General features: G+C 67.1%; 10 protein-coding genes. 2 read left to right on the top strand and 8 right to left on the bottom strand.

Going from position 1 to position 13535, the window contains the following annotated elements; translation table 11 throughout:
• Positions 1-14: 14 nt before the first annotated feature.
• Entirely contained in the window at positions 15-1964 is a 1950-nt protein-coding gene (locus tag ACQPYM_RS12090; protein WP_433019376.1) for a glycoside hydrolase family 43 protein, read from the bottom strand.
• A gap of 17 nt (positions 1965-1981) precedes the next feature.
• Positions 1982-3790 (bottom strand): GDSL-type esterase/lipase family protein, encoded by a 1809-nt coding sequence (locus ACQPYM_RS12085; RefSeq protein ID WP_433019374.1) that lies wholly within the window; start codon positions 3788-3790, stop codon positions 1982-1984.
• 250 nt (positions 3791-4040) lie between these two features.
• Here ACQPYM_RS12085 and ACQPYM_RS12080 point away from each other — a divergent pair, with 250 nt between their 5' ends.
• The gene (locus ACQPYM_RS12080; protein WP_433019372.1) at positions 4041-4976 is read left to right on the top strand and encodes a LacI family DNA-binding transcriptional regulator; all 936 of its coding nucleotides are present in this window, start codon (positions 4041-4043) and stop codon (positions 4974-4976) included.
• Between the two features lie 43 nt (positions 4977-5019).
• Here the strand turns inward: ACQPYM_RS12080 and yjfF are convergent, their stop codons facing one another.
• Genes yjfF through ACQPYM_RS12060 form a run of 4 tightly spaced genes read right to left on the bottom strand, consistent with a single transcriptional unit; the run spans position 5020 to position 9616 of the window.
• Positions 5020-6021 (bottom strand): galactofuranose ABC transporter, permease protein YjfF, encoded by a 1002-nt coding sequence (yjfF, locus tag ACQPYM_RS12075; protein WP_433019370.1) that lies wholly within the window; start codon positions 6019-6021, stop codon positions 5020-5022.
• Complete coding sequence (locus ACQPYM_RS12070; RefSeq protein ID WP_433019368.1) at positions 6018-7052, bottom strand: ABC transporter permease; 1035 nt, start codon at positions 7050-7052, stop codon at positions 6018-6020. Before ACQPYM_RS12070 ends, yjfF begins: the two co-directional genes overlap by 4 nt.
• The gene (locus tag ACQPYM_RS12065; RefSeq protein ID WP_433019366.1) at positions 7045-8619 is read right to left on the bottom strand and encodes a sugar ABC transporter ATP-binding protein; all 1575 of its coding nucleotides are present in this window, start codon (positions 8617-8619) and stop codon (positions 7045-7047) included. Before ACQPYM_RS12065 ends, ACQPYM_RS12070 begins: the two co-directional genes overlap by 8 nt.
• A gap of 7 nt (positions 8620-8626) precedes the next feature.
• On the bottom strand, positions 8627-9616 hold the full coding sequence (locus ACQPYM_RS12060) for an ABC transporter substrate-binding protein (protein WP_433019364.1): 990 nt from the start codon (positions 9614-9616) through the stop codon (positions 8627-8629).
• A 310-nt stretch (positions 9617-9926) separates the two neighbouring features.
• Between ACQPYM_RS12060 and ACQPYM_RS12055 the strand changes: the two genes are divergently transcribed.
• Positions 9927-11804 (top strand): rhamnogalacturonan lyase, encoded by a 1878-nt coding sequence (locus ACQPYM_RS12055; RefSeq protein ID WP_433019362.1) that lies wholly within the window; start codon positions 9927-9929, stop codon positions 11802-11804.
• Positions 11805-11846: 42 nt separating this feature from the next.
• On the opposite strand, the gene ACQPYM_RS12050 is transcribed toward ACQPYM_RS12055, so the two are convergent.
• Entirely contained in the window at positions 11847-12698 is an 852-nt protein-coding gene (locus tag ACQPYM_RS12050) for a carbohydrate ABC transporter permease (protein WP_433019360.1), read from the bottom strand.
• Positions 12695-13519, bottom strand: a complete 825-nt coding sequence (locus ACQPYM_RS12045; RefSeq protein ID WP_433019358.1) for a carbohydrate ABC transporter permease — start codon at positions 13517-13519, stop codon at positions 12695-12697. The genes ACQPYM_RS12050 and ACQPYM_RS12045 overlap by 4 nt, the downstream gene beginning before the upstream one ends.
• Positions 13520-13535 lie beyond the last annotated feature (16 nt).

Here is a 13535-nt window from a genome sequence, read left to right as displayed (position 1 = left end):
CAGGGGCCGGGCGGTCAGCTGGTTTTGGCGATCATCAGCCAGCTGAGTTGGATGTCGGGGGAACGGGTGGGAGCCACCGAGACGGTGATCTTGCCGTCCGCGGTCGGAGTGATGTTGGTGTATTCACCGGCTGTCGGGGTGGTGGTGAAGAGACGCTGCGCGTCTACGACTGTGCCGTTGACCGAGACGCCGGCTGCTCGGTTCGCCCACGGCCAGGGGTCCCAGTAGCCGGCGTGGACGGTGTAGGTGCCCGGCTCCAAGTTGCTGAAGTCGTAGCTCAGGGCTTCCTTGTTCTTTGCCCAGCGCAACGTTGTGTAGAGATTGTCGCCGGCACCACCGTAGGTGCCACTGGAGCCGGTGAATCCCCAGGTGGCTGCGGTCTTCGGGTCGACGCCGATCGGCTGCTCAGGCACGGAGTTCAATACTGCGCCCTCGGTCGCGGCCACTTCGACGACGCGCTTCCAGTCGGCGGTGACGGCGCCACCGGCGTTCACGACGTACCGGAGGTTGTGCGGTACGACGAGGACGGAGCGGGTGAAGGTCCGCCCATCGGCGAGTGTCCCCCGCACCTGGCTCGGCCCTGGCTGGGTGACGGTCGACGCGTCCCAGGTGACGCCGAGCGTCTGGGTCCGCCCGCCCGCGGTGACCGCGACCTTGGCCGGAAGGTTGCTCGTGTCCCGCAACCAGACATGATCGGGCAGCAGTGTGTCGACCGTCCACCGCTGGTAGGGCTTGAGATCTGTCAGCTTCCACTCGGTGTCCGGACCGATCGACAGACTGCCGCCTTCGCCGAACCTCATCGGCATCCACACGTACGGCGAGTTCGCCAGGTCGTTCGGCGTCCAGCGGTCACCCATGAAGACGAACTTGTTGTTCGCCCGGTCGACCGGGATCACCGACGTACTCTGCGACCGGAACGTGTCCGCGGCACCGGCGCCCACGATCGGGTTGCCTTGATCCGACCAAGCACCCAGGACACTCGTCGCCGTCGCGTACCGGGCCGGATTGGGGTCCCAGCCGGTCGCACCCGACGTCACCAGGTAGTAAGTGCCTTCGGACTTGAACATCGCCGGCGCCTCACGCTGCGAGCACGGCAGCGTGCGGACGAAGTCCTTGCCTTGCACGGCCTGCTCGGGCGCTGCCGACAGATAGGTGTAGGCCCGGTTGAGCTTGGAGAGGTACATCGTCCGGTTCTCCTCGGACGAGTAGATGATGTACGCCGTACCGTCGTCGTCGACGAACAGGTTCATGTCCCGCGCCATCCCACCGGCCGGGTCGAACGCGGACGACGTGCCACACCACGGGACCGAGTCGCTGGGCACCCGGTTGAGCCGGTACGAGTCGATCCACCGGAACGGGCCCTTCGGCGAGTTCGAGACCGCGACCCCCGCCTCGGCCCGGGCGTACGTCGAGGTCATCTCCGGGGTGGTCGGTCCGTCCGAGTGCACCCACAGCACCCACTGCCGGGTCGCCTTGTTGTAGATGACCTTCGGCCGCTCGAGGATCGACGGAGCGGCCCAGCCGTCGGTCCGGACCTTGTTGGTCGACAGGTCACGCCAGACGACCTCACGCTGCGCGGCGCTGTACCCCTTGTAGAGCTTGGCGAAGTACTTGTCCCCGGTGAACTGGTCCTTCGAGCTCATGGTCCGCAGTACGACGCCTTGGTCCTCCCAGTTGTAGAGGTCGTACGACGAGTACAGGTGCACGCCCGGGCTGTCGTAGTACCCGTTGCTGCGGTCCTCGCCGTACCAGTACCAGATGCGTTTGCCGTCGTCATCGGTTGCCTGCAGCACCTGACCGCCGTGCGCCTGGATGACCTTGCCGTCGGTGTCGCGCCACTCCTGGCCGGGGCGGAACGAGGTGGCCGCTTCGCTGAGTTCGGCTGAGGCGGGCACCGCGGTCAGGGTCACACCGAACAACCCGACCAGGGCGAGCGAAACGCTCAGCCAGACACGTGATCTCATGAATCTCCTAGACGTCTTCACTTGAGGTAGCTCGCCAGAGCGAAGTTCTGGTCCCGGATCGCCTTCGCCACCACCCGGGCGATCTTGTCGGCGCCGGCCGCTTCGAAGTGTGTGTGGTCTTTGCAGAAGAACGCGCCGACGGCACCCGAGCCGTAGTCGCCGTTGTGGGGGCAGAGTTTGAGCGTGTTGTAGAGGGTGTAGCTCAGTTTGTGCAGGTCGATGACGGCCGTGTTGGTCGCGCTGCCCGCCGCGAAGGTCTGCGAGAGGAATCCACGAGTACCGACGGCTGTGCTCCCGCTGCACTTGATGGCCGAGACGGGCGTCAGCAGCACCGGCCGAGCACCCCGGCTCTTGGCCGCGTTCACCATCATCGTGAGCAGGCTCTGGTACCGCGCCGTACCGACGTGCCGCGGGCAGTTCGGGTCGCCGTCGTTGATACCGAACTGGATGAACAGGTAGTCGCCGGCCCGCATCCCGGTCGAGGAGTTGAGCATGTCCAGCCAGCGCTGGCTGTAGGTCTTCGGGTTCACGATGCATTCGCCGGACGAGTCCTTCGTGCCGGTCACATTGCCCTCGTACAGCCAGGTCTGGATACTCCGGCCACCCACGGCCCTGTTCACCACGGTCACCTGGTCGTTGAACAGCGGGTCGAACTGGCGACCCCAGCCCACCGGGCAGGTCGACGAGCCGTTCGCCATCGTCGAGTCACCGGCCAGCCAGATCTTGGGGCCCGCGGCAACAGCCTTCACCGTCGGCTTCACGGCACAGTCGGTCGCGGCGGTCTGGTCGGCCGCCGCAGCCTGGTCGGCCGCCGCGAGGGTGCTGCCGGCAATGATCGGGGCGAGCCGGTCGGCGATCTTGCGGTGGCCGGCGTCGTTGGGGTGCACGTTGTCCACCGTGTCGGTGGCCTCGTTGATCCAGCCGTCGGTGGCGACGAACCGGACCTTCGCGTCGCCGACCGCCGCGACGGCCTGCCGCGTCTCGTTGACGTAGCGCTTCCGGAACGTCTGCAGAGCAAGGATGTTGGCGGCCGGGTACTTCGACCGGACCCGCTTCAGCAACGTGACGTAAGCAGCCTGGAAGTTCGCACCCGAAACGCTGTGCCCGGCATCGTTCGTCCCGAGATTGATCACCACGGTGCCGGCCTGGTACCGCGAGAAGTTCCAGTCCGGCGTACTGGCGTCGAGCCCGGTCTTCAGGAAGCGGTCCCGCATCCCGAGGCACCCGTCGGCCGCCGGATACAAACACGCGCCACCGACCGCGATCTGGGTGTGCCCGGCCTTGAGCCGCTCCCCCACCAGCCACGGGTACGCCGTCAGCGTCTGCAGGCTGGAGCGCTGCCCGACGGTGATCGAGTCGCCGACGAACTCGATGATCTTCGACGGCACCCTCGGTACGACGGTCCGCGCGCCCGGATCGAGGATCACGCCCTGGAAGACGGCGTCACCGCGGTACGAGCCGGCCACCGGGCGGTACGAGACCCGCAGACTGTGGGTGCCCGCGGCCAACGGTCGCGGCGTGAGGTTCACGGTGCCGCTGACGCCGGGATAGGAGACGAACGGCCCGCCGTCGATGCTGGCGAACAAATCGATGGTGTTGCGCTGGCGGAGTTTGACCGTCGTACCGGTGAAGCCGAGAGCGACGTAGGCACCGGCCCACTCGGATTTATAGGCCGTCGACGTTCTGGTGTCCCAGCGGCCGAAGTACCGGAGGTTCGGATCTGACGGCGAACCGTCACCGGCGGCGGCGGAGGCGCCGCCGGCCGGGAGGATCGCGAGAACCGCGGCGAGGACCAGGACGACGAGCAGCGACAATTTGCGCGGCAAAGTGATCACCTGACTGTGGGCGGGGGCGGAAGAATAGTACTGTTAGCGCTAACAGCGATTTCCGAGGGTAATGGCCCGGTCACACACTGGCAAGAGGTCGGCGAATGGCAGAATTCAGCTCGACGAGATGATGGGAGCTGGAAACGTGTCCAACGGTTCTGACACCGAGCGAGCCTCCGGAGCGCCGGCGACCTCCCCCCGGCGACCGCCGAGCCTGGCTGATGTTGCCGTCCTGGCGGGGGTTTCCCACATGACGGTGTCGAGGGTGATCAACGACAGCGAGCTGGTCCGGCCGGCCACCCGCGAGCGGGTCCGGGCCGCGATCGACAGCCTCGGCTACCGGCCGAACACGGCCGCCCGCGCGCTCGTCACCGGGCGGACGGGCACCCTCGGCGTGGTGACCATGGACTCGACCCTGTACGGGCCGGCCAGCACGCTCTACGGCATCGAGTGCGCGGCCCGCGAGGCCGGCTTCGCGATCACCGTCTCGAGTGTGAGCAAGCCGGACGGCGCGTCGATCGCCGAGGCCGTGGAGTCGCTGCAGCGCCAAGCGGTCGAGGGCATCGTGGTGATCGCCCCGCACGTCGCGACAGCCGAGGCGCTCAAGTTCGCACCCCAGGGAATCCCGCTCGTCGCCGTCGGCGGCGCGCCCCCGCCGATCCCGGCCATCTCGGTCGACCAGTACGACGGCGCCCGCCTCGCGACGGAGCACCTGCTGTCGTTCGGCCACAAGACGGTCTGGCATGTCAGTGGGCCCTCCGACTGGCTCGATGCCAGCGAACGGGAGCGCGGCTGGCGCGAGACCCTCAAGGCCCACGGCGTCCGGCCACCTCGGCTGGCGAAGGGCGACTGGAGCCCGCTGTCGGGGTACGAGGCCGGTAAGTCCCTGGCCAAGGAAGCCGGGCTGGGTGCCGTGTTCGTCGCCAACGACCAGATGGCGCTCGGACTGCTCCGGGCGTTCGCGGAGGCGGGGATCAGTGTGCCCGGCGACGTCCAGGTGGTCGGGTTCGACGACGTACCGGAGGCCGAGTTCTTCAACCCGCCGCTGACCACCGTGCGGCAGGACTTCAACGAGGTCGGCCGGCGGACCTTCGGCCTGCTGTCGGAGCAGATGAACGGCGGGCAGCCGGGCAGCGAGCAGATCGCCGCGACGTTGATCGTGCGGCAGAGCACGCAGCCCGGCTGATCGCCGGCGGGGGTTCCGGTCAGGCCTGCGGTCAGGCCTGGTGTCAGGTCTGTCGCCGGGTCAGGAAGCGCTGGATCACCACGAAGACCAGCAGCAGCGCGCCGATCGAGATCTTCGTCCACCACGAGCTCAGCGTGCCGTCGAACGAGATGAAGGTCTGGATCGTGCCGAGCAGCAGGACACCGAACATGGTGCCCAGCACCATGCCCCGGCCGCCGGTCAGCAGGGTGCCGCCGATCACCACCGCGGCGATCGCGTCGAGTTCCATCCCGACGGCGTGCAGGCTGTACCCCGACAGCGTGTACGCCGCGAACAACAGGCCGGCCAGCGCCGAGCACAGCCCGCTGATCGTGTAGACGCCGACCTTCACCAGAGCGACCCGCAACCCCATCAGGTGGGCCGAGCTCTCACTGCCGCCGACGGCGTACACCGTGCGGCCGAAGCGGGTCTGGTGCAACATCCAGGCGGCGACCGCGAAGATCGCCAGCGCCACCACGACACTCGGGGTGATGTGGTAACCGCCCGGCAGCGGTACCGACCCCTGGGCGAACGTGGTCAGGCCGGGGTCGCGGATCGGGATCGACTCGACACTGATCAGGTAGCAGAGCCCTCGGGCGAGGAACATCCCTGCCAAGGTGGCGATGAACGGCTGGACGTCGAAGTAGTGGATCACCAGCCCCATCAGCGTCCCGAGCACGGTGCCGGAGACCAGCACGGCGATCACCGCAGCGATCACCGGCCAGCCCGCCTCGAGGGTCGACGCCGCGATCATCGTGGACAGCGCGACCACCGACCCGACACTCAGATCGATGCCGCCGGCAAGGATCACGAACGTCATACCGACGCCCAGCACCAGCAGGAAGGCGTTGTCGACAAAGAGGTTCATGATGACCTGAGGGTCCGCGAACCCCTCGTAGCGCAGCGATCCCGCTCCGAACATGCCGATCAGCAGCGCGACGGTGGCCGCCACCGGCAGATAGCGCCCCGGCGGGCTGTACCTGCGGATGCGGGTCGCCAGAGCGGGCACTGCCGTCGTGGTGGTCATGCTGCCTCCGTTCCGGCAGCGGCAACGGGTGCGGTCCGGCGTGGCCGCCGATTGCGCAGCGCGGCCCGCGCCTTGGGCGACTGCAGAAGACAGACCGCGATCACGACTACCGCCTTGAAGAGATAGTTGGCCTCCGCCGGGATCCCGATGGTGGGGATCGTGGTGGCGAGGGTCTGGATGAACATCGCGCCGATCAGCGTGCCGGTGAGCGAGAACTTGCCACCGGCCAGCGACGTACCGCCGATCACCACGGCCAGGATCGCGTCCAGCTCGATCCACAGCCCGGCGTTGTTCGCGTCGGCCGCGCTGGTGTTCGACGCGATCATCAGCCCCGCGATGCCCGCGCAGAATCCGCTGAACACGTAGACGGTCCAGGTGATCGTGCGGGCGTGGATGCCGGCCAGCCGGCTGGCCTCCGGGTTGATGCCGACCGACTCGATCAGCAGGCCGAGCGCGGTCTTCCGGGCCAGCACCGAGGTGATGCCGAAGACCGCCAGGGCCACCAGGATCGCCACCGGCAGGGTCGCGAAGAAGCCCGCGCCCAGCACCTTGAACGCCGGATTGGTGACGGTGGTGATCTGGCCATCGGTGATCAGCATCGCCAGGCCCCGGCCGGCCGTCATCAGGACGAGAGTCGCGATGATCGGCTGGATCCCGATCACCGAGACCAGGAAGCCGTTCCACAACCCGAGCAGGATGCAGACCCCGACCGCGAGGAAGATGGCCGTGATCACCGTGGTGGTCGCGCCCTCGTTCGAGCCCGCGATGTAGACGCAGGCGACCGCACCGGAGATCGCGGCCACCGCCCCGACCGACAGGTCGATCCCCCGGGTGGCGATCACCAGCGTCATCCCGAGCGCGACCAGCAGCACGGGAGCGCCGTTGCGCAGGATGTCGATCAGGCTGCCGTACAGGTGGCCGTCCTGGATCCGCAACGACACGAACGACGGCGTGACCGCTGTGTTCAGGCCGAGCAGCAACAGCAGCGCGAGCGTCGGCCAGAACAACGGCCGGCGGACCAGGTCACGCATCGGTCTTCCTTTCCTCGGTCGCCGTCGTCCCGGCGATGATGGTGAGGATCTCGGCGACGGTGACGCTGTCGTTGTTGAACCGGTCCGCGATCTTGGCCCGGTCCCGCATCACCAGGAGGCGGTCGCTGAGCCGGAGCACTTCCTCCAGCTCGGCCGAGATGAACACCACGGACATGCCTTCGGTCGCCAGTTTCGCGACCAGCTGCTGGATCTGGGTCTTGGCGCCGATGTCGATCCCGCGGGTCGGCTCGTCCAGGATCAGCAACTCCGGCTTGGTGATCAGCCAGCGGGCCAGCAACACCTTCTGCTGGTTGCCGCCGGACAGGTTGCGCATCAGCGCGTTGGGCTCCGGTGGCCGGATGTCCAGCGCCTTGATGTACTCCGAAACCAGCTTCTCGCGGGTCCGGGCCGGGACCGGCCGCAGCCAGCCCCGGGATGCCTGCAACGTGAGCAGCATGTTGTCCGCGACGGTCAGGTCCTCGACCACGCCTTCGGCCCGCCGGTTCTCGCTGGAGAACGCGATCTTCGCGCCGATGGCGTGCCTCGGCGTACGGAACCGGTGCTTGGTACCGCGGACCTCGATCGAGCCGGAGTCCGCGGTGTCGGCACCGAACAGCAGGCGGGCGAGTTCGGTGCGTCCCGACCCGAGCAGACCGGCGATGCCGATCACCTCGCCGTCGTAGACCTCCAGGTCGACGGCCTGCAAGCTGCCCTTACGGCTCAGCCCCAGCACCTTCAGCAGCGGTACCCGGCCTTCGACCGGCGCCGGCGCCTCGGCGTGGTGCTCGAGCTTTTCGAGCGTCTCCAGCTCGCGGCCGATCATCGCCTCGACCAGCTGGAGCCGGCTCACGTCCTTGGTCAGGTACTCGCCGACCAGCTTGCCGTTGCGCAGTACGGTCATCCGGTCGGAGATCTCGAAGACCTGGTCCAGGAAGTGCGAGACGAACAGGATCGCCACGCCCTGGTCCCGCAGCGTTGTCATCACCGTGAACAGCCGGGCCACCTCGTCGGCGTCCAGGCTGGAGGTCGGTTCGTCGAGGATCAGCACCCGAGCGTCGATGTCGAGCGCCCGCCCGATCGCGACCAGTTGCTGGACCGCGATCGGGTGGTCGCCCAGCGCCGAGCCGGGATCGATGGACAGACCGAGCCGGTCCAGGATGGACCGGGCCCGGGCGTTCATCGCCCGGACGTCGATCCGGCCGAACCGGTGCGGTTCCCTGCCCAGCAGCATGTTCTCGGCCACCGTCAGGTTCGTGCACAGGTTGACTTCCTGGTAGACGGTGCTGATGCCGGCGGCCTGCGAGTCGGCCGGTGAGCTGAACAGGTGCTGCTCACCGGCCACCGTCACGGTGCCGTCGTCGATCGTGTACACGCCGGTCAGTGCCTTGATCAGCGTCGACTTGCCGGCGCCGTTCTCGCCCATCAGGGCGTGGACCTCGCCCGGAAGCAAGCGGAAGTCCACCCCCTGAAGTGCTTTGACACCCGGGAAGCTGATGCTGATGCCCCGCATCTCGACCACTGGCATGGTCAGCGACGGCGAGAGGGCCGCAGTGGTCACCTGGGTCATCAGCTGATCAGTACTGACGCGAGGCCAGCGCCGCCTTGGCCGCTGCCTGGTCGAACGCGGTCTCCTCGGTCAGCACCCGCTGCGGGACGTCCTGCTTGGCGACGACCTTCTTGGCCAGGTCCATCAGTTGCGGGCCGAGCAGCGGGTTGCACTCGACGATGTAGTTGATCTTGCCCTCGGCCAGCGCGGTCATACCGTCCTTGACCGCGTCGATGGTGATGATCTGGATGTCCTTGCCGGGCTTCTTGCCGGCCGCCTCGATCGCCTCGATCGCACCCAGGCCCATGTCGTCGTTGTGCGCGAACACCACGTCGATGTCCTTCTGCGCCTTCAGGAACGACTCCATCACCTTCTTGCCGCCGTCGCGGGTGAAGTCACCGGTCTGCGAGGCCGCGATGGCGATCTTCGGGTTGGCCTTCATGGCCTCCTCGAAGCCTTCCTTGCGGTCGATCGCCGGCGCGGCGCCGGTGGTGCCCTGCAGCTCCACGACCTTGATCGCGCCGTCCTTGTTCACGTCCGCGGCGTCGGCCTGCTTGACCAGCCACTCGCCGGCCTTCTTGCCCTCGAGCACGAAGTCCGAGCCGAGGAAGGTCTTGTAGAGCGAGGTGTCCTTCGAGTCCACCGCGCGGTCGGTCAGGATGACCGGGATGTTGGCCCGCTTGGCCTCCATCAGCACGGTGTCCCAGCCGGTCTCGACGACCGGGCTGAAGGAGATGACGTCCACCTTCTGCTGGATGAACGACCGGATCGCCTTGAGCTGGTTCTCCTGCTTCTGCTGCGCGTCGGAGAACTTCAGCTCGATCCCGGCGGCCTTCGCCGCTTCCTGCACGGACTTGGTGTTCGCCGTCCGCCATCCGCTCTCGGCACCGACCTGGGCGAAGCCCATCGTGATGCTGTCATCGCCACTTGCCGCGCTCGTCTCGGGTTTGTCGTCCCCGCACGCCGCCAGGCTTCCGGCGAGCACCAGACTCGTCGCAGCCGCCATCAGTCTCTTCACCACAGCACTTCCTCCATCTTGGGTGCTTCCTGGTCCGAACGGCCAGGGAGAGATGAGCCCCACCAGAGCGCCCGGCCAGCCCTCGTGAGATCGCGGGCCACACACCTGATTGGCTGAATGTTAGCGCTAACGTTCCGGGCGTCAACCCCTTCGTGGCCTGATTGTTAGCGCTCGCATTTCTGAATCACTACTCTCGGTAGTCCCATTGACACGGTCCGCGTCGGGCTCTACATTTCGGGAACCGCTTTCCGTGCACAGGAAGCGATCGGGCCCCTCCCACCCGCGCTCTTGCGCCCGACGCTGGACGGTCATGATGAAACGCAGCAATCCGCCCCTGGTGACAGCCGTCGCCGTCACGATTCTCGGTGCCGGCCTGACCGCCGGCCTGACCACCGCACAGGCCGCCGAGCAGGCCGCCGCACAGACCCCCGCCACCTCGGCGTCTGCCACCGACCCGACCTCGAGGCTCAACGCTGTCCTCCCCACCGACACCGCCAATCTCGGCCGCGGCCTGATCAGCCTGCGGACCGCGAAGGGCAACTTCCTTTCCTGGCGGCAGTTGCACGACGATCCGGCCGGCACCGAGTTCGCCGTGTACCGCGGATCGACCAGGATCGGGACCACCTCGGTCACCAACTACACCGATGTAGGTGCACCGGCGAACGCCCGCTACACCGTTCGCCCCACCACCGGCGAAGCGAAAACCCTGGCCGCCGACGGCGAAGTGGGGACGATGGCGACCAGCCAGGACGTCCCGATCCAGAAGCCTGCCGGTGGGACCACTCCGGACGGCGTCGCCTACACCTATACCGCCAACGACGCGTCGGTCGCCGATCTGGACGCCGACGGCGCCTACGAGATCGTGCTCAAGTGGGATCCGACGAACGCCAAGGACAACGCGCACGCCGGCTACACCGGCAACGTCTACCTCGACGCGTACGAGCTGAACGGCACCCGCAAGTGGCGCATCGATCTGGGCCGCAACATCCGGGCCGGCGCGCACTACACGCAGTTCCAGGTCTTCGACTACGACGGTGACAACCGGGCCGAGGTGGTGGTGAAGACCGCGGACGGCACGCGTTCCGGGACCGGCCAGGTCATCGGCAGCTCCAGTGCCGATCATCGCAACTCGTCCGGCTACATCCTTGCCGGACCGGAGTACCTGAGTGTTTTCAGCGGCACCACTGGTGAGGTGCTGGCGACGGCCGACTACGTCCCACCGCGGGGCAATCTCGCCTCCTGGGGAGACAATTACGGCAACCGCGCCGACCGTTTCCTGGCCGGTACTGCGTATCTCAACGGCTCCCGGCCGAGCATCATCATGGCGCGTGGCTACTACACCCGGTCTGTCGTCTCGGCCTGGGACTACTCGAACCGCACGCTGACCAGGCGCTGGACCTTCGACAGCAGCAGTTCGTCCAACGGCTCGGCCTGGACCGGACAGGGCAACCACCAACTGTCGATCGCCGACGTCGACAACGACGGCCGCGACGAGATCATGTACGGCGCGATGGCGATCGATGACAACGGCAACGGTTTGTGGGTGAACGGTCTCGGGCACGGCGATGCCTACCACGTCGGCGATCTGGTCCCCAGCCGCGCGGGCCTGGAGGTCTACAAGCCTTCCGAGGACAAGTCCAAGCCGGCCGACTGGCTCGCCGACGCCCGGACCGGACAGACCCTCTGGCGAGCGGCGTCCTGCAACTGCGACAACGGCCGGGGTGTGGCGGACGACATCTGGGCCGGCAACGCGGGCGCCGAAGTCTGGTCGTCGGCGGTCGGTGGGTTGCGCTCGGCAACCAATGGTGCGCAGGTCGCATCCCGCAAGCCGGGCTCGACGAACTTCGTGATCTGGTGGGACGGCGACCGGCAGCGGGAGTTGCTGGACGGCACCCATATCGACAAGTACGGCACCGGCGGCGACACCCGGCTCCTGACCGGCAGCGGCGTCCGCTCCAACAACGGCACCAAGGCCACTCCCGCGTTGCAGGCGGACATCCTGGGCGACTGGCGTGAAGAGGTCATCTGGCCGACCACGGACGACACCAAGTTGCGGATCTACTCGACCACCGAGTCGACCAGCATCTCGCACGTCACGCTGATGCAGGACCGGATGTACCGGCTGGCCGTCGCCTGGCAGAACACCGCCTACAACCAGCCGCCGCACGCGAGCTTCCTGAACCCCTGACAGGTGGTACGACGTGGGGGCGCACCGCCCCGCGCCCCCACGTCACTTGACCGCGCCACCGGTGATGCCGGCGATGATGCGGCGCTGCGCCACCGCGAAGACGACCAGCAGCGGAATGCTCATCAGCACCACGTAGGCGAAGATCAGGTTCCAGTTGTTCAGGTAGACACCCGCGCTCGCCACCTGGAACAGGTTCAGCGGCAGCGTGTCCATCCGGCCGCCGATCACGAAGAACGCGAAGAACACGTCGTTCCAGATGTAGAGGCAGATCAGGATCGTCGCGGTGGCCAGCACCGGCCGCAGCAACGGCAGGATGATCGTGAAGAAGACCCGGACCGGGCCGGCACCGTCGACCCGGGCCGCCTCCTCCAACTCGTGCGGGATGGTGCGGATGAAGCCGGTGACGAAAAAGATTGCCGTGGACAAGTAGATGCCCACGTAGACGAGGACCATCCCGGGCAGCGTGCCGGCCAGGCCGAGCTGACGCAGCAGCAGGACCAGCGTGATCACCGCGGGCGGGATCACGATGCCGCTGATCGCGACGGCATACACGACCGCCAGCCAGCGACTCGCTCGCCGCGCCAGCACCCAGGCGGCCATCGAACCGAACAGGAGAATGAGAATCGCGGCCGGTACGACGATCGACGCGCTGCCGAGGAACGCCTTGATCACTCGCCCTTCGGTGAACGCCCGGCGGTAGTTCTCGGCGAGGTGCCAGCCGTCGGTCGGCAGTCCCAGCGACGGGTTCAGCGCATCGCCTTGCGACTTGGCCGACGTCACCAGAACCAGCCAGAGCGGGATCCCGACGACGACGGCGACCAGCGCCAGGGCGGCCACCGGCTGGATCGTGGTCAGCCACGATCGGCGTTCCGTAGTACGGGCGGTGGTGGTCACAGGACACGCTCCCGGCGGCGCAGGAAGATGATCGTCGGAAAGGCCATCAGCGAGATGACCAGGACCAGCACCAGGCTCATCGTGGTGGCCTGGGCGAACAGGCCCTGGCCGAAGGTGCGGTAGATGAAGATGTTCAGGATCTCGGTGGTCTGACCGGGACCGCCCCCGGTGGTGGCCTGCGCGATGTCGAAGCTGTTCATCGACCCGAGCAACGCCGTCGCCACGTTGAAGGTGACGGCCGGGGCCAGGAACGGGAACTTGACGTGGCGGAAGGTCTGCCAGCGGTTCACCCCGTCGATCCGCGCGGCCTCGAGCACCTCGGCGGTGATGGTCTTCAACCCGGCCAGGTAGATGAGCATCGCCAGCCCCATCCACTTCCACGAGTGGATCAGGGTCAGCCACAACAGGGTCTTGCTGGGATCGTTCAGCCAGGCGTAGCTGATGTCCTGCCCGGTGAAGAACGAGAGGATCGCGTTGACCGAACCCGCCGGCTTGAGCAGCGCCTGGAAGATGTAGCCGACGGCAAGGGCCGACATCAGGACCGGGATGAAGATCATCGTCCGGGCGAACCGGTTGATCCTGGTGTCGGCCTCCAGCAGCAACGCCAGCCCGAGACCGAAGAGGTTCTGGAAGACGGCGACCAGGACCGCGTAGATGATGTTGACCTTCAGATCCCCCAGCAGGACGCCGTTGTTCAGCACGTTGCTGAAGTTGCGCATCCCGACGAAGTTGATCGAACTCTTGAAGCTCGACCAGTCCGTGAACGCGTAGACCAGGTTGTAGACGCTCGGCACGAAGAAGAAGACGAGCATGATGGCCATGGCCGGCACCAGGAAG

The sequence above is a fragment of the Kribbella sp. CA-294648 genome, from assembly GCF_050943845.1.
Taxonomy (GTDB): Bacteria; Actinomycetota; Actinomycetes; order Propionibacteriales; family Kribbellaceae; genus Kribbella.
The sequence above is the reverse complement of the archived record's forward strand: the minus strand, read 5'-3'. Positions and strand labels throughout refer to the sequence as shown.